The organism is Amycolatopsis sp. AA4 (assembly GCF_002796545.1).
In the GTDB taxonomy this organism is placed as follows: domain Bacteria; phylum Actinomycetota; class Actinomycetes; order Mycobacteriales; family Pseudonocardiaceae; genus Amycolatopsis.
In genome coordinates, this window is record NZ_CP024894.1 from 1,076,745 (window position 1) to 1,092,669 (window position 15,925).

Below are 15,925 nucleotides of genomic sequence, written 5' to 3' on the forward strand. Positions count from 1 at the left end.
CCAGGACACCGCTTGCTGCGAGTTGAAGCTGTCTGGAGGGGCCGTGAGTCCGGTGTCGGGGCGGAACCGCTGCCGCAGGGTCAGCCCTTCGCGCGAGCGGAAATCTGCTGCACCGACCAGCTGTTGCCGTCAGGATCCGAGAAGTGGATGAACCCGATGTTGTCGAGATCTTCGAGCGCCCCAGTGCCCGGATCCGGGCCGTAGAGCTGCACCTCTCCGACCTCGACCCCGCGCTCCACTAGTTCCTCGCGGGCTTTCCGGACGTCGGCGACGACCAGCTGCAGACCCTTCAGCGACCCCGGCGGCATGTCCGGCACCATGCCCTTCCCGAGCACGATCGAGCAGCCCGATCCCGGCGGCGTCAGCTGCACCAGGCGCAGGCCCGGACCAGGGCTGATGTCGTGGTCGAGGCGGAAGCCGACTTGGTCGACGTAGAACGCTTTGGCCCGGTCCACGTCGGTTACCGGGACGACGACGACCTCGAGAGTCCAGTCCATGGGACGAGTTCTAGCGGCGGCGCGAGCAGGCGGTCAAGCGCTCGCCAGCTCCACCCGGTTCCGGCCCGCCTGCTTGGCCCGGTACAGCGCGGCGTCGGCGGCCACGAGCACGTCGTCGACGCTCGCGAGGTGCTCGGCCGGGTACAGCGCGCAGCCGATCGAGACGGTCAGGTCGCTGATCACCGAGTCCTGGTCCGGCAGCGCGACGACCACCTGCGGGATCCGCCGCCGGATGCGGTCGGCGATGTGGCCGAGGTGCTCGGCGCTCGGGATGTCCGGCAGCGCGATCGCGAACTCCTCGCCGCCCCAGCGGCCGCACACGTCCTGCTCGCGGACCTCGTCGCGCAGGGACAGCGCGATCTCGCGCAGCACCAGGTCGCCGGTGGGGTGGCCGTAGGTGTCGTTGATCGCCTTGAAGTGGTCGAGGTCGAGCAGCAGCACGCCGACGCTGTCCTGGTTCGCCCGCGCGCGTTCGAGGTAGCGCTCGGTGACCGTGCGCCACCAGCGTTTGGTGGCCAGCCCAGTGGTGACGTCGGTGCGCGCGTCGCGCTGGAACTGGGTGAGCAGCAGCCCGCGGTGCAAGGCCACGAGCGCGATCACGACGCCCGCCAGGATCAGCGGGTTGGCCAGCAGCAGGAGGGCCGCGGTGACCAGGCCGAGCCCGATCGCGCCGGCTTCGAGGAGCTGGTCGCCGAAGCCGGAGAACAGGTCGGCGAACGACCGCGGCGGGCTCGACAGCGCGATCGCGACCATGACGAGCGCGGTGTTGATCGCCCAGCGCAGTCCGGCGGCGAGCACGAAAACGACCAGGTCGAGCAGGCCCGGACCGAAGCCGCCGGCGAGCCCCCCGGGGTATTCGTGCATGCCGAGCGCGAGCACGGCGACCGCGGCTTGCGTCCCGCACAGGACGGTCGCGCAGGAGAAAATCCAGCGGTGCGGCAGGACGGGCCGTTCGCGCGGCCAGATCCGCCACCACGCGACGGCGTAGGTGAGCACGACCATCGCCGACGCGAGGATCGCCGGCAGCGCCACCACGGCGGCGATGCTCCACACGGCCTTGGTGTCGACGTACGCGACGGTGGGCGCTCGGCTGTACTCGCGCTGCCGTTCGATGTGCCGGGTCGCCTCGATCGCGAGCGCCGCGCACACGGCGAGCACGCCGAAGCGGATCAGGTCGATCTGGTGCACCGGGGCGAGCCACGCGGTGGCGACGGTGGTGCCCACGGCCACGACGTTCACCAGCAGCACGTACATGCGGACGTGAGAGGGCAACCGCCATAGGCGCCAGCCTGTGAACCACCCGGCAACTCGTCCGCGCACTCTTCACCTCACCCGATTGGCTTCTACGGTAAACGACGAGGCGCGTTGTGTGCTGCCTGTCGTCCGGACTCTGGGAAGCCCCGGGGCGATTTCGCCCGGACAGCCCAGCGCCAGACGGCCGGCGAGGGGAGGTGGCCACTGTGAGTAGTGGCCAGCTGCTCCGAATCCGGGCCGGACCAGGGGATCCACGAGGGTCTCTTTTGGCCTCCCCTGGCCACTTTCGGTGACCGGCCTACCGGCGATGACGTGCGAAAACCGCCGAAGGCGCGACTCTGAAACGGAGGTGACGACAGTGCGCGACAACAACTGGACGGCTCTTCGGTGACCTCGGTCTCCCTCGCGGTCTCGACCTCGAGTCGAGACTTCGGTCTTCGCGGCTGAGAGGAGGTGCCCACAGTGCGGGACAACAACTGGTGAATACGGCTCGACCGGGAATCCGGGATGCGGAAAGGAGGCGTCGAGATGCGCGACAACAACTGGGCTCGCTGAGCCGGCTGAAACCACTGCACGAAATGCGAGAGGAGGAGGTGAACGACTGCCATGCGCGACAACAACTGGACCCGCTGAAGCCCGTTGGCTGCTGATCACCGAGGAGAAAGGGGAGCGCTGTACGTGACAACAACTGGACTCGCTGAAGTCCGCTGATTACTGACCGTCGAGGTGCGAAAGGAGTCGCCGCGATGCGGGACAACAACTGGATTCGCTGAATCTCCGGGGCACTGATCACCGACCTCGCGAAAGGAGCCGCGCCGTGCGTGACAACAACTGGGCTCGCTGAGTCCCGCCGACCATCGCCCGTCAATGCCGCGAAGGGAGCTGCCGCGATGCGCGACAACAACTGGACCCGCTGAGCCGCTGCAACCACTCACCGTCGAGCCACGAAAGGAACGCCGCTGTGCGCGACAACAACTGGATCCGCTGAGCCAGCCGACCACTGTCCCATCAACTCGCGAGAGGAGTCGCGCCGTGCGTGACAACAACTGGACCCGCTGAACCCGGTCGCCCACCAACCACCGAGCCGAAAGGAACCGCCGCGTGCGTGACAACAACTGGACCCGATGAGCCGCCCGACCACCGTCCATCAACTCGCGAGAGGAGCCGCCGCCATGCGTGACAACAACTGGACCCGATGAGCCGCCCGACCACCGTCCATCAACTCGGGAAAGGAGCCACGCCGTGCGTGACAACAACTGGACCAGCTGAACCCCGCCGTCCGCCAACCACCGAGCCGCGAAAGGAGCCGCCGCCATGCGCGACAACAACTGGACCCGCTGACCCGACCCCCAGCCCGCCCCACGAGGAGGTGAGAGGGCATGCGTGACAACAACTGGACGTGACCGAAACCGGTTCCGCGGCGCACCCGTCCCGCGGATTACGGCGCGGGAGGTGGGGTGGCCTCGTCGAGGGGAGATCGGCGGGGCCGCACCGCGCGGTCCGCTCGGACCGCCCGCGTCCACGCGATTCCGGCCGCCGCCGCGCAGCCGGCCCCGGCGACGGCGGCGATCGCGACCACCGTCGTCGGCGCGAAGGCCAGCGCCAGCGCGCCCGCGGCCGCGATCGTCAGGCCCTGCGCCGCGCGCAACGCCGCGATCGCGACCCCGATCACCTGGCCGCGCTGTTCCGGCGGCGCGGCGAGGCTGTACTGCACCTGGGTGATCAAGTCGTGCGCGGAAAACATCCCGGAGACCGTCCAGACCGCCACAACCACCGGCAATGCGGGCGTCCAGCCGGTCGGCAGCAGGACGAGACTGCTCGCCACCGCGAGCGGACCCAGCCAGCGCACCTGCCGCGCCCGCGGCAACCGGCTGATCAGCAACGCGCCGAGCAGAGTCCCGACCGGGTTCGCGACCAGCAGCCAGCCGAGTACGCCGGTGCCGCCGAGTTGCGCGGCCACCGGCACCGCCAGCCCTTCCGGCACCACGTAGAACCCGCAGCAGCACGCGATCGCGAGCAGCGACCGCAGTTTCCGATCCCGGGCGACCAGCCGGCAGCCCGCCTTCAACGAAGCCCATTGCGGCGCGTGTTCGGCCACCTTGGACACCGGGTACAGCCGCAAACCCCAGCGCAGCGCGGCTGCCGACACCGCGAAGGTCACCGCGTCCGCCCACAGCGCGCCTGAAACGCCGAGCCAGGCGACCACCGCGGCACCCGCGCCGAAGCCGATCACCAGCGCGGCCTGGTACGTCGAGGAGAGAATCGCTTGACCGGTCGCCAGTTTCTCCTCGCCCAACAGGTCCGGCAGGACTGCCTGCCGCGCCGCCTGAAACGGTCCGGCCGCGAGTTGCACGACTACGAGCAGTCCGGCGGCGACCGGCCACGGCATGCCGGGAATCGCCATCAACGCGACCAGCAGCGCGCGCACGACATCCGCGACCACGAGCACGGTGCGGCGCGGGAACCGGTCGGCGAGTCCGCCGAGCGCACCGCCGAGGAGGTCCGGCAAATAGGTGAGCGCGTACGTCCCGGCGGCCCAGCCCGCGGACGCCGTTCGGTTGAATACCAACACAGTCAGCGCGACCCGGGCTAGTTGGTCACCTGCCACCGACAGCACGTGCGCGAGCCAGAGCGCACGGAATTCGCCCATCCGGAACACGCTCCGGAAAGACGGCGCTGTCGTGGTCATGTGCTCACCCTGTCGTGACCCGGCCACCGGGAGCAACCCCGGGCGGGCGCGGGTGGGTCGCGGATCAGGCTCCGGCCGTCCGTGGAAAACTGGGTGATCGCCGTCCGTGGATGATGTCGCACCGAAGGGTTTTCCGTTGACCGAGGAGAGCCGGCAGGTCGCCGGTCGCTACGAGCTCGTCGAACTGATCGGCAGCGGCGCGATGGGGATGGTCTGGCGCGGGGAGGACAAGATCCTCGGCCGCGTGGTCGCGGTCAAGGAACTCCTCATGCCCGTGAACCAGGGCGAGGACAAGGTCGAGGAAGCCCGCAACCGCGCCATGCGCGAGGCCCGCATCGCCGCCCGGCTGCAGCATCCGAACGCCATCTCGGTGTTCAACGTGGTCGAGCACGAGGACCGGCCGTGGCTGATCATGGAGTACCTGCCCTCGCGCAGCCTCGCGGTGAAACTGCGCGAGGACGGGCCGCTGACCGTCGACGAGGCGATCCCGTTCGGGGTGCAGCTGGCCGGCGTGCTCGCCGCCGCGCACCGGGCGGGGATCGTGCACCGCGACGTCAAACCGGGCAACGTCCTGCTCGGCGACGACGGCACTACGGTCAAGGTGACCGACTTCGGCATTTCGCGCGCGGTCGGCGACGTCACGCTCACCGCGACCGGCGAAATCTCCGGCACGCCCGCGTTCCTCGCGCCGGAGGTCGCCCGCGGCGAGGAGGCGACGTTCGCGTCCGACGTGTTCGCCCTCGGTGCGACGCTGTACATGGCGGTGGAAGGCGAACCGCCGTTCGGCACCGCGGACAACGCGATCGCCTTGCTGTACCGGGTTTCCAGCGGTTCGATCAACCCGCCGAAACAGGCCGGGAAGCTGGAGCCGCTGCTGCTGAAGCTGCTGGAACTCAAACCGGAGGACCGGCCGTCGATGGCCGAGGTCGTCACGGAACTGCGCAAACTGGACGGCGGCGTCACCCCGGTCGCGGCGGTCCCGGAACCGCCGACGCTGCCGGACGCCGAACCGCCGGCCGTGCCCACCACGGTCGCGGTTCCTGCCGCGGGTGCTGCTGTGGCGCCCGCGGGATCGGCCGCCGCCGCTCCGCCCGCGGGCTCGGACCGAAGACGCCGCGGGATGATCTTCGCCGGGGCGGGCGCGCTGCTTGTCGTGCTCGCCGTGATCGTCACGGTTCTCCTTACTCGTAACCACGGGGAGGAAAACCCGGCCGCGAACCCGCCGCCAGCTGGCACGAGTTCCGCGGCTTCCAGCGCTCCGGCGCCTTCGTCGGCTTCGCAGCCGTCGCCGTCTACTACGCCTTCATCGAGCGCTCTGCCGACTTCCAGCTCGGCGTCGAACTCGCCGGACGCGATGGCATCCGCGCTGCGCACCTACTTCTCGTACCTGCCGAGCAATCTGGAGAGCGGCTGGGCGATGCTCAGCGACGGGTTCCGCGCCAAGAAGAACCAGACCTTCGAACGGTACAAATCCTGGTGGAGCCAGTTCAGCTCGGTGACGGCGAACGACGTACAGGTCACCGGCGAGAACACGCTCACCGCGAAGATCACGTACCACCGTGCCAGCGGCGGTACGACGACCGAGTTTCACCACTACACGATGTCGCAGCGGAATGGTGCGTGGCAGATCGAGGTGGAGAGCTAGTTCTCTTGCGCGACGGCGGAGGGGCGCCCGCCGTGCGATGGTCTTGGGTGCGGCGGCGTGTGACGGATGGAGATGGAGCGCCAGCTGTCGAGCAGTTGCGTGCTGGTGGTGGGGCTGCGGCTGGGGTATGCCGCTGCGCGGTGTGGTGATGCGACGGCGAGTGGCGGATTAAGGCGGAGAACTCTCCCATCCGCGATGGCGACGGCTGGCGCGAGGCCGTCGCACGGTGTTGCGGCGCAACGACGCTCGACGGATCGCGCGGAGTGCTAGTTCTCGTGCGAGACGGCTTGGGTATGCCGTTGCTAGTTCTCGTGCGCGGTGTACTGCTCCGCGGCGTCGTGGTGCGACCGCAGCTGTCGATCGACGCCGAGAACTAGCTCTCGTGCGGTGGCGACGGGTGTGCGACGGCTGAGTGGCGCCGCCGCACGGTGTCGTAGCGCGGGCGGATCGACTCCGCGAACTAGCTCTCCAGCAGCAGCGCGATCGCGCCGGCCGTGTCACGGTCCGGGCCGACTCGGACGGTGTGCAATCCGGCGGACCGTGCGGGTTCGACGTCCGCGCCGACGAGCCACGCGTCGTCCAGGGTGGTCTCGCAGCGTTCGGCGGCCAGCTCGAACAGCTTTGGGTCCGATGTGGACAGTCCGTCCGGCCCGGCGAGCGCCCAGCCGTCCACGAGTCCGGCGATTCCGGTGCACAGCAGCGTGGACAGCTGCGGTTCGCCCTCGCCGAGGACGCCGATCCGCCAGCCCGCCGCGCGCAACCGGGGCAAGCCGGTCAGTACGCCGGGCGTGGCGGGGACGAGCGCGGGAAAGCGTTCGCGGTAGGCGTCTTCGAGGTCCGGTTCCTGCAGGTCGAAGCGTTCGCGGAGGTCCTTGAAGAACGCCGCCCGGTCGGCGCGCCCTCGGTCGTCGGCGGCGATGAGCCATTCGGCTTCCGCGTCGGCGAGCCGGTGTTCCGCGCAGAACTCCCACGCCCAGCGGCGGAATCCCTCCGCGCGATCGACGAGCGTGGTGTCGAGGTCGAACAGGACGAGCCGCACGGGGGAGAGGTTAGCGTGTTCCGTCCGGCCTCCGGGAAGTTTTTCTACTCCGTTCGAGTGAACGAATCCCGGTTTTTGTCGGTGTTCGATGCGAACATATGTTCGTGACAAGCGAAGGACCGATCCTCCACGCCGACCTCGACGCGTTCTACGCCTCGGTCGAGCAGCGCGACGATCCCCGGCTGCGCGGCAGGCCGGTGATCGTGGGCGGTGGCGTGGTGCTGGCCGCGAGCTACGAGGCCAAGGCGCTGGGCGTGCGCACCGCGATGGGCGGGGCGCAGGCCAGGCGGTTGTGCCCGCATGCCGTGGTGGTGCCGCCGCGGATGTCGGTCTACAGCGCGGCGAGCAAGGCGGTGTTCGAGGTGTTCCGGCAGACGACGCCGGCGGTGGAAGGAGTGTCGATCGACGAAGCTTTCTTGGACGTCGGCGGTCTGCGGCGGATCGCCGGACGTCCGTCGGAGATCGCGGTGCGGCTGCGCGCGGAGGTGCTGGCGCAGGTCGGCCTGCCGATCACGGTCGGAGTGGCGCGCACGAAGTTCCTCGCGAAGGTGGCGAGCGGGGTCGCGAAACCGGACGGTCTGCTGGTGGTGCCGCCGGAGCGCGAGCTGGAATTCCTGCATCCGCTGCCGGTGGAGCGGTTGTGGGGAGTGGGAAAGGTGACGTCGGCGAAGCTGCGGGAACGCGGCGTCCGCACCGTGCGCCAAGTCGCCGAACTGCCCGAGGCCGCGCTGATCTCCATGCTGGGCCCAGGTTCGGGACGTCACCTGCACGCCCTGGCGCACGGACGCGACCCCCGCGCGGTCCAGCCAGGAAAACGCCGCCGCTCGATCGGCTCGCAACGCGCTCTGGGCCGCCGCTCCCGGTCGCCGGCTGAGCTGGACGAGATCGTGGTGTCTATTGTGGACAGATTGGCGCGGCGGCTGCGAGGCGCGTCGCGAGTCTGCCGGACAGTGGTGCTGCGAATGCGCTTCGCGGACTTCACCCGTGCCACGAGGTCGCATACACTCGCCGACAGCACCGACCACACGGAAACGTTGCTGTGCGCGGCCCGCAGTCTGCTGGCGGCGGCGCAACCGCTGGTGTACGACCGGGGTTTGACGTTGCTGGGCCTGTCGTTCTCGAACCTCGACAGCCATGGCGCGGTGCAGTTGGCGCTGCCGCTGGATCAACCGTCCAGCCCCGCGGTGTCCGCGGAGGCGACCGCGCTGGATTCGGCGGTGGACGCGTTGCGAAACCGCTTCGGCGCGGCTGCACTGACTCGGGCGGCGTTGCTGAGCCACGAGGCGGGAATGGAGATGCCTATGCTGCCGGATTGATCGAATGCGGTGGTCCCGCGGACACTACGCGGCGGTTCGGACGACTTGCGCGCAAGTGCGGGAGGTCATTGTCCGGCCTCTGGACAACAGGTCATTGTCCAGCATCAGGGATGGAGATGCTGGTGCCGACCGAGTGTGGTGGCTCCGCGAGGGCTGTTACCCGAGCCGGGAGGGGCAATCCCGGCGGGGTTGGCTGATGGGCGAGGTTCGGCCCGCCGGGATTTGCACACTCCGCGTGCGAGAGGGTGTGACCCAGCCGGAATCTGGCGTGGTGCGGCGAGTTTCGTCCTTCTGGTTCGGAATCCGGTGAAGGTCACGGTGCCCGTGCCCCGCGATCGACGTGGGCTCGACGCTCTCGCTGATTATTCGGCGCTGCCTCGGATAGGCGGGAACGCGGGAATGCCGCGCGGGCTAGATCTGCCGGATCATGCCCTGCGTCAGGCCCGTGGTCGCGCCGACCCGGGCGCTGCGCCGAGCGCGGCGATCCGGTGCTGCATCAAGCGCGGCGACCTGGCGTCGCACCGGGCGCATTGACTCGGCGTTGCATTGGGCATGGTGGCTCGGTGCTGCGTCGGGCGTGGCGGCTGGGCGTTGCGTCGGGCGTGGCGGCTCGGTCCTGCATCGAGCGCGGTGATCCGGTGCTGCATCGAGCGCGGCGACCTGGCGTCGCACCGGGCGCACCGACTCGGCGTTGCGTCGGGCGTGGCGACTCGGTGCTGCATCGGGCGTGGCCGCTCGTGGTTGCGCCGAGCGCGGCGTGCCGGGGCTGTACCGAGCCCGGCGACCCAGCGGCGCACCGAGCGCGGGGTGACCCGACTCAGCTGCGTGAACGAAGCTCGCTTGCTGGCTTCTCCTGGCTGGCGGCCCAGGACGCCAGCAGGGCCAGGCCGTCCGCGGTCGGGGTGCCGGTGGGGGCGGTGTAGACGTTCAGGAGCAGGCCGGGGTCGGTGGGCAGGTCCATCGATTCGACGTCCAGGTCGAGCCGGCCCACTGCGGGATGGTGCAGGCGTTTGCGGCCGGACCGGTGGAGCCGCACGTCCTGGGACGCCCACCGCTGGCGGAACAGTTCGCTGTGGGTCGATAGTTCGCCGACCAGGGCGATCAGGTCCTCGTCGTGCGGATTGCGGCCGGCTTCCATGCGCAGCTTCGCGGCTACGTCGGAGGCGATTCGGTCGTAGTCGACGAAGAAGGCTCTCGCCGCCTCGGGTTCCAGGTACACGAACCGTGCCGTGTTCGCGGGGCGTCGGGGTTCGGTCAGCATCGGTGCATACAGTGCGCGGGCTAGGGGATTCGTGGCCAGTACGTCGTAGCGGCCGTTGCAAATCCAGGCCGGAGCGTCGGTGATGGCGGCGAGCACCTGGTGCAGCGCCGGACGCACTGTCGCGACAGGTCGGCGGCGGGCACGCCTGGGCGTCCTGGATTGGCGCGCGAGCTGGAACAGGTGGTCGCGCTCCGCCTCGTCGAGGTGCAAGGCGGAGGCCACTGCTTCGAGGACCTCGTCGGAGGTGCCGGAGAGGCTGCCGCGCTCCATGCGCACGTAGTAGTCGACCGATATGCCCGCCAGCAGCGCCGCCTCTTCGCGGCGCAGGCCTTTGACGCGACGGTTGCCGCCGTAGGCGGGCAGTCCGGCCTGTTCGGGCATGATCCGCGCGCGACGGGAGCTCAGGAATTCCTTGATCTCAGTGCGCAGATCGATCGTGGCCACCCTGTCACCGTAGCCGCTGGCCGCAGTCTGAGGGAGGCACTGCGAGTACCCCGACGGCTGCGGACTCCTCGCCGGCGGGAGGGAAAAGCTCGCGGTGCCGCCGTCGGCCGGGGCGACGGCGCTTGTCAGGTGGGACGCGGCTCGGCTGGCGAGGAGATATGGCGTCGAGGTGCTTGTTGCGGTGGTGGCAGTGCCGCCGTCGACTGTGACGGCGCTTGGAGGGCCGGCTCGGTTGGTGAGGAATGCGGTGGCCCCTGGGGCCTGGTGCGGTGGGTAGTGCTGCCGTCGACTGGGGTGACAGCGCCGGTCAGGTAGGAACCCGCCCGGCTGGCCAGGAACACCGCGACGCCTGCCATGTCGTCGTCACGGCCGAGGCGGCGTAGTGGGGTCTTCGCCGCGATCTTGTCGCCGATGGCGTCGATCGTGGCCACCATCATGTGCGACGGGAACACTCCTGGCGCTACCGCGTTCACCGTGATGTGCTGTGGGCCCAGCACCCTGGTGAGTTGATGGAGCGCGGCTTTGCTGCTGGCGTACGAATAGTTGGGTGCCTCGGCGACGTGGATGGCGGCGATACTTCCGATGTTGATGATTCGCGCGGGATCATCGGCAGACCCCGCCCGGCGCAGAGCGGGGAGCAGCGCTTGCACCAGCCAGAACGGCGACTTGAGGTTGAGGTCTAACACCGCGTCCCAGGCCTCGGCGGGGAACGTCTCCAGCGGTTCGCGCCACATTGCTCCGGCGTTGTTGACGAGGATGTCCAGGTGCTCGGAGTCGGCGGTGACCAGGTCGGCGAGGCGTTGACACGGTCAGGTTTGGACAGGTCGGCGGGGATTGATCATCTCGCGCAGATCGAGGCTCGGATTCCCTGAGCGCCGGGTCAGCGCAAAAGCTATCCAGCCGATCGGTTGGTCGCCGTCAATCAAGCGGTCTAGTCCGAATGTGTACTCGGAGTCGAGGCTGTACGGAGCCTCAGAGCGATGAAAAACGGCCGGGCGGCAAGGGAAATCCCCTGCCGCCCGGCCGCACCCCAAGAGAAATTCAGGCGCGCGCCTTCGCGTGCGTCCGCCCGCGCAGGTCGAGTTCGATTTCCTCCAGCGTCCGGCCTTTGGTTTCCGGGACGAGCCATTTCGTGAGGAAGAACAGGGCCACGTTGATTCCCGCGAACAGGAACATCGAACCGCCGAGGCCGAGTGCGCCGGGGTCGGAGATGATCGGGAACACGGCGCTGATGATGCCGGTCGCGGCCCACAGCACGACGCTGCTTACGCCCATTCCCGCGGCGCGGACCTTCAGCGGGAACACCTCGGCCATCATGACCCACACGACCGCGCCCCAGCCCAGTTCGTAGCCGACCAGGTACAGCACCATCGCGACCAGCATCAGGATGCCCTTGGTCGCGGTGTCGTGGACTTCCAGCACGATGAACCCGGCGGCGACCAGAGTCAGCACCATCAGCACGTTGCCGATCAGCAGCAGCGGTTTGCGGCCCCACCGGTCGACCACGAACACGACCCACGCGGTGAACAAGAACTTGGTCACGCCCAGCAGCACGCCGGACAGCAGCGCCGCCTGGGTCGCGAAACCGAGGCCGATCAGCATCGTCGGGAAGTACGCGTTCACCGCGTTCACGCCGCTGAACTGCTGGCCCATCGCGAGCAGCAGCGCCACCACGAGCATCGGCCGCACGGTCGGCGTCAGCAGGTCGCGGAACCGGGTCTTCGCCGATTCCGAGTCGAGCCGGATGACCTCGCGGATCGTGCCGATCTCCTCGTCGACGTTCACGCCGCCGCCGTGCGAGCTGAGCAGGACCGCGCGCGCCTGTTCCTCATGGCCGTTCGCGACGAGCCAGCGCGGCGTTTCGGGCAGGAACACCAGGCCCGCCAGCAGGATCACCGCCGGCACGATCGCGCCGGCGAACATCAGCCGCCAGTTGCCCGAACTGCCGAGCCCGTAGCTGACGAGGAACGCGATCAGGATGCCGAGCACGATGAAGATCTGGTTCAGCGCGCCCATCGCCCCGCGCAGCCGCGCCGGAGCGAGTTCCGACAGGTACGTCGGGACCGTCGAGGACGACAATCCGATTCCCACGCCTATCACCAGCCGGGAAATGATCAGCAACGCGAAGGTCGGCGAAAAGGTGGCCGCGAGCGTGCCGATGATGACGACCACGGCGGCCGTCATGATCGTCCGGCGGCGGCCGAGCCTTTCGTTGAGCCGCGAGGAGAAACTCGCGCCGACGATCGCGCCGACGGAAATGCTCGCGGTGATGACGCCTTTGTCCCAGCCGGACAGGCCCCAGAGTTTCCCGATGAACGGCAACACCCCGGAAATGACCCCGAGGTCGTAGCCGAACAGGATGCCGCCGAGGGCACCGAAGAAATACAGCGTCGTTCTGCCGATGGGCCGCCGCGCCGCGGCTGTCTGTGTCATTGCCGAGCCGTCTCTTTCCGGGATGGCCGGCCGGTCCTGGTCCGCTGCCCGGGAGGTCAGCGCCGTCCTGGCCGGACGAATGGGGGTCGAGGGGACAAGGACTGCCGGACTGGTCCAGCACTGCGGAACGGCTGAATCCGCCGCCGCGCAACGCCTTTCCCGCGCCGCGTGCCGGTTCGCCCGTTCCGGTTCGAACTTCGCCGTACACAGTCACACGCTGGTCACCGGCGGGCAAGACGCGGGCTGATAACTATTCAGTCACGTGACTAGCGTTCACATATGTGGACAGGGTAGGCGGGCGTTTTCGCAGGTCAAGGCGTTGCGGAGGAGATCTTGCCAGGAGTTGCCGCGAAAGCCGAACTGTCGGGAACCGGCTGTCGCGGACGTCCGTCGTACGGGTCGTCCGATCGCCGCGGTGGGGGAGATGCGCATGGGAACGGGTTTCGAGGTCGCTCCGGGGGAGGTCGCGACCGCGGCCGGACGGGCGCGCCAGGCCGCGGCGACCGTGCGGACGGCCGACCTCGCGGGCGCGCTCGCCGGCGTCGGGCTGTCCGGCGGCACGAGCGTGGCCGCGGCGGATCGCCTGTCCGACACCTGGGGTCGCGCCGTTCCGAAGTGGACCGCCGACACCGAGGCATACGCGGGCAACCTCGATCAGGCCGCGGCCGGCTACCGCGGAGCCGACCAGAACGCCACCGGCGAGATCGCGGCGGCGGGCCGATGATCACCTGGGGAGACGTCCGGCGCTGGAATCCGGCCGACCTCGCCGCGGCGGTCGACGCGCTCGGCACCCGGGCCGCCCGGCTCTCCGCGGCGAACGACGATGCCGACGCCATGACGAAGTTCGGCGCCTGGCAAGGCGACGCGGCGGACGCGGCGACCGCCAAAGGCACCGCGCTGACCGCGGAACTGCGGCAGCTGACCACGGACGTGTCGGCTGTCCGGCGCGGGGTGCACGACGCGCAACTGGCGGTCGAGCGGATCAGTTCGGCGGTGCAAGAGGTCGACGATTTCGCCTCGCGCAACGGAATGCGGATCGACGACGGCGGCGGAGTCAGCGGAGAACCCGAGCGGCAGGCCGAAGTCGCCGACCGGGTGAGCCGGATTCTCCGCGACGCCACCGAAATCGACGCGGACCTCACCGTCGTGCTCGACCGCGCGGCGAAGGGCGAGAGCGGCGGCACCGGAATGGTCGCGCTGGCGATGGCGACCACCAGCCGGCCGAAACCGAACGCCACCCCGGCGGAGAACCGGGCGTGGTGGGACAGCCTGTCCGACTCCGCGCAGTCCTCCATCCTGCGCGACAATCCGGACCTGATCCGCAACCTCGACGGCATTCCGGTGGTCGATCGGGACGCGGCCAATCGCGTTGTGCTGCAACAGGAAATCGACAAGCGCAAGGGAGACGACGCGCAATTGCGCGGCCTCACCGCGATCCGCGACCGGCTCGCGGCCGACGGCAAACCGCCCGCGTTCCTGATCTCGCTCGACGTCAGCGGCGACGGCACCGCGGTCGTCGCCGCCGGAAACCCGGACACCGCGGCGAATGTCGCGACTTATGTGCCCGGTACCGGCAGCGAGCTGGCCAAGATCGGCGGCGACCTCGGCCGGTCGGACAAGATGTGGCAGTCGGCGACGATGGCGGGCTCGCCGTCGACGTCGGTGATCACGTGGGTCGGCTACGACGCGCCGGACGAACTCGTGAACGCCGCCAGCGAGAAGTACGCCGACGGCGGCAAGGAGGCGTTGTCGAAATTCGAGGACGGCCTGCGGGCTTCGCACGAAGGCGCGCCGTCGCACAACACCGTGCTCGGCCACAGCTACGGCACGACGGTGATCGGCCACGCGGCTCGCGACGGCGGGCTCAACGCCGACGACCTGATCTTCGTCGGCAGCCCCGGCGTCGGCGTCGAACACGCGAACCAGCTGCACCTCGACGGCGTCCCACAGGACCAGGTCGCCCAGCACGTGCACTCGACGGTCGCGGAACACGACCTGATCAAGATGACCAACATCGGCGTCGGCGGCCACGACCCGCTCGGCCCGAGCCCAGCCGGCGGCGGCTTCGGCGGCCAGGTCTTCGAATCCGCTCCGGGCGACAAGGGCCCGTGGTACGAGGGCGGCCTGTCCGGGGCCGCGCACAGCCAATACTGGGAGGACAACAACCCGTCGCTGCGCAGCTTCGGCCGGATCATCGCCGGGCTCCCGGCGTGACGGCGCGCCGCACCGCGCTGGCCTGCCTCGCCGCCCTTCCCCTCGTAGCCTGCTCCCCAGGAGGTGGAGCCATGACCCCCACGATCACCGAAACCGAAGCCCGCGATCGGGTCGAGGACTACGTGCGCGGCGCGTTCTCCGCGCTGCCCGCGCCGGCCGGGCGGGAACTGTTCTCCCGCAACCGTTCCGAATGCACCGACCCGACCGACCACGGCCCGGCAGGGCGGTACGAGATCTCCGCCACGTACGAGGTGACCGGGCTCGAACCGGACACCTTCGCCGCCCAGTTCGACGCCGTCGTGAAGTGGTGGCAGGGACACGGCTTCACCGTGCTGACCGACCGGCGGCCCACCGACCAGTACGTCTTCGCGCGCAACGAGCGGGACGGCTTCGACATGTCGTTGCAGGCCAACGAACTCGGGAAGCTGTATCTCGGTGCGACGTCGCCGTGCGTCTGGCCGAAGGGCACTCCGGAGGCGGAAGCCGCGCCCGCGGCCGTCGAGGAAGTCGAGGAACCTGAGGTCGCGCCGGAGCCGGAACGTCCCCGACCGCGCCGCGCGCCGGTGGACGACGAGGATTTCGGCCAGACGTCGTGGTCGGACGGAGGCACCGCGTTCTGATCGTCCGCTCGCGGAAATTTGCCGGACCGGCGGGGAGTTGGGCACGGGTATGAGTCAAGGACCCGCACCCCGGAAGCTGTCCGACGAAGCCCTTTCGGACCTGCTGAGCCAGCAGCGGTTCGGCACGCTCGCGACGATCAAACGCAGCGGTCAGCCGCATCTGACGACCATGCTGTACAGCTGGGATCCCGACGCCCGGGTGGTGCGGTTTTCGACGACTGCCGACCGGAGCAAGGTCGGTCATCTGCGCCGCAACCCGCGGGCGACGCTGCACGTCCAAGGCGGCGACGTGTGGTCGTTCGCGGTCGCCGAGGGGCGAGCGGAGGTTTCCGAGGTCACCGAGGTTCCCGGCGACGCGGTGGGGCAGGAACTGCTCGCGATGCTCCCGGAGGCCGCGCGGCCCGAGGACGCAGAGGCGTTCCTGAAGCAGCAGGTGGCCGAGCGGCGAGTGGTGATCCGGCTCCCGGTCGAGCGGCTCTACGGCACCGCGCTCGACGTCTGAGGCCCGGACAC

Annotated in this window: 12 protein-coding genes and 1 pseudogene; 6 read left to right on the forward strand and 7 right to left on the reverse strand. The window is 69.4% G+C overall.

The window, feature by feature from the left end; all coding sequences use genetic code 11:
• Positions 1-80: 80 nt before the first annotated feature.
• The 3 genes from CU254_RS05240 to CU254_RS05250 form a co-directional block, all read right to left on the reverse strand.
• The gene (locus tag CU254_RS05240) at positions 81-497 is read right to left on the reverse strand and encodes a VOC family protein (RefSeq protein WP_009073438.1); all 417 of its coding nucleotides are present in this window, start codon (positions 495-497) and stop codon (positions 81-83) included.
• 33 nt (positions 498-530) lie between these two features.
• Positions 531-1,817 carry a diguanylate cyclase gene (locus CU254_RS05245; protein ID WP_009073440.1) on the reverse strand — a complete coding sequence of 429 codons (1,287 nt, stop codon included), beginning with the start codon at positions 1,815-1,817 and terminating at the stop codon, positions 531-533.
• Between the two features lie 1,372 nt (positions 1,818-3,189).
• The gene (locus CU254_RS05250; protein WP_037712616.1) at positions 3,190-4,440 is read right to left on the reverse strand and encodes an MFS transporter; all 1,251 of its coding nucleotides are present in this window, start codon (positions 4,438-4,440) and stop codon (positions 3,190-3,192) included.
• Positions 4,441-4,576: 136 nt separating this feature from the next.
• Here CU254_RS05250 and CU254_RS05255 point away from each other — a divergent pair, with 136 nt between their 5' ends.
• The gene (locus CU254_RS05255; RefSeq protein ID WP_009073446.1) at positions 4,577-6,085 is read left to right on the forward strand and encodes a serine/threonine-protein kinase; all 1,509 of its coding nucleotides are present in this window, start codon (positions 4,577-4,579) and stop codon (positions 6,083-6,085) included.
• A gap of 460 nt (positions 6,086-6,545) precedes the next feature.
• Here CU254_RS05255 and CU254_RS05260 read toward each other — a convergent pair whose 3' ends face one another.
• A complete protein-coding gene (locus CU254_RS05260; RefSeq protein WP_100266708.1) occupies positions 6,546-7,124 on the reverse strand; it encodes an HAD family hydrolase in 579 nt (192 codons plus the stop codon).
• A gap of 98 nt (positions 7,125-7,222) precedes the next feature.
• Between CU254_RS05260 and dinB the strand changes: the two genes are divergently transcribed.
• Entirely contained in the window at positions 7,223-8,440 is a 1,218-nt protein-coding gene (dinB, locus tag CU254_RS05265; protein WP_009073448.1) for a DNA polymerase IV, read from the forward strand.
• 817 nt (positions 8,441-9,257) lie between these two features.
• On the opposite strand, the gene CU254_RS05270 is transcribed toward dinB, so the two are convergent.
• The 3 genes and pseudogenes from CU254_RS05270 to CU254_RS05280 form a co-directional block, all read right to left on the reverse strand.
• On the reverse strand, positions 9,258-10,145 hold the full coding sequence (locus tag CU254_RS05270) for a helix-turn-helix transcriptional regulator (protein WP_009073453.1): 888 nt from the start codon (positions 10,143-10,145) through the stop codon (positions 9,258-9,260).
• Positions 10,146-10,426: 281 nt separating this feature from the next.
• A pseudogene (locus tag CU254_RS05275) lies at positions 10,427-10,983 on the reverse strand (SDR family oxidoreductase); the annotation flags it as partial.
• Positions 10,984-11,186: 203 nt separating this feature from the next.
• On the reverse strand, positions 11,187-12,578 hold the full coding sequence (locus CU254_RS05280; protein WP_009073458.1) for a sugar porter family MFS transporter: 1,392 nt from the start codon (positions 12,576-12,578) through the stop codon (positions 11,187-11,189).
• 430 nt (positions 12,579-13,008) lie between these two features.
• Here CU254_RS05280 and CU254_RS05285 point away from each other — a divergent pair, with 430 nt between their 5' ends.
• From CU254_RS05285 to CU254_RS05300, 4 genes are all read left to right on the forward strand, one after another.
• Entirely contained in the window at positions 13,009-13,302 is a 294-nt protein-coding gene (locus CU254_RS05285; protein WP_037712618.1) for a hypothetical protein, read from the forward strand.
• A complete protein-coding gene (locus tag CU254_RS05290) occupies positions 13,299-14,792 on the forward strand; it encodes an alpha/beta hydrolase (RefSeq protein WP_009073462.1) in 1,494 nt (497 codons plus the stop codon). Before CU254_RS05285 ends, CU254_RS05290 begins: the two co-directional genes overlap by 4 nt.
• A gap of 71 nt (positions 14,793-14,863) precedes the next feature.
• Positions 14,864-15,412 carry a hypothetical protein gene (locus tag CU254_RS05295; protein ID WP_009073464.1) on the forward strand — a complete coding sequence of 183 codons (549 nt, stop codon included), beginning with the start codon at positions 14,864-14,866 and terminating at the stop codon, positions 15,410-15,412.
• 49 nt (positions 15,413-15,461) lie between these two features.
• Positions 15,462-15,914, forward strand: a complete 453-nt coding sequence (locus tag CU254_RS05300; RefSeq protein WP_009073466.1) for a pyridoxamine 5'-phosphate oxidase family protein — start codon at positions 15,462-15,464, stop codon at positions 15,912-15,914.
• Positions 15,915-15,925: the final 11 nt, after the last annotated feature.

What these genes read in the sequence shown, in the direction of transcription:
- CU254_RS05240 (WP_009073438.1), bottom strand. Translation starts at nt 497, where the DNA reads ATGGACTGGACTCTCGAGGTCGTCGTCGTCCCGGTAACCGACGTGGAC.
- CU254_RS05250 (WP_037712616.1), bottom strand. Translation starts at nt 4,440, where the DNA reads ATGACCACGACAGCGCCGTCTTTCCGGAGCGTGTTCCGGATGGGCGAA.
- dinB (WP_009073448.1), top strand. Translation starts at nt 7,223, where the DNA reads ATGTTCGTGACAAGCGAAGGACCGATCCTCCACGCCGACCTCGACGCG.
- CU254_RS05280 (WP_009073458.1), bottom strand. Translation starts at nt 12,578, where the DNA reads ATGACACAGACAGCCGCGGCGCGGCGGCCCATCGGCAGAACGACGCTG.
- CU254_RS05285 (WP_037712618.1), top strand. Translation starts at nt 13,009, where the DNA reads ATGGGAACGGGTTTCGAGGTCGCTCCGGGGGAGGTCGCGACCGCGGCC.
- CU254_RS05290 (WP_009073462.1), top strand. Translation starts at nt 13,299, where the DNA reads ATGATCACCTGGGGAGACGTCCGGCGCTGGAATCCGGCCGACCTCGCC.
- CU254_RS05295 (WP_009073464.1), top strand. Translation starts at nt 14,864, where the DNA reads ATGACCCCCACGATCACCGAAACCGAAGCCCGCGATCGGGTCGAGGAC.
- CU254_RS05300 (WP_009073466.1), top strand. Translation starts at nt 15,462, where the DNA reads ATGAGTCAAGGACCCGCACCCCGGAAGCTGTCCGACGAAGCCCTTTCG.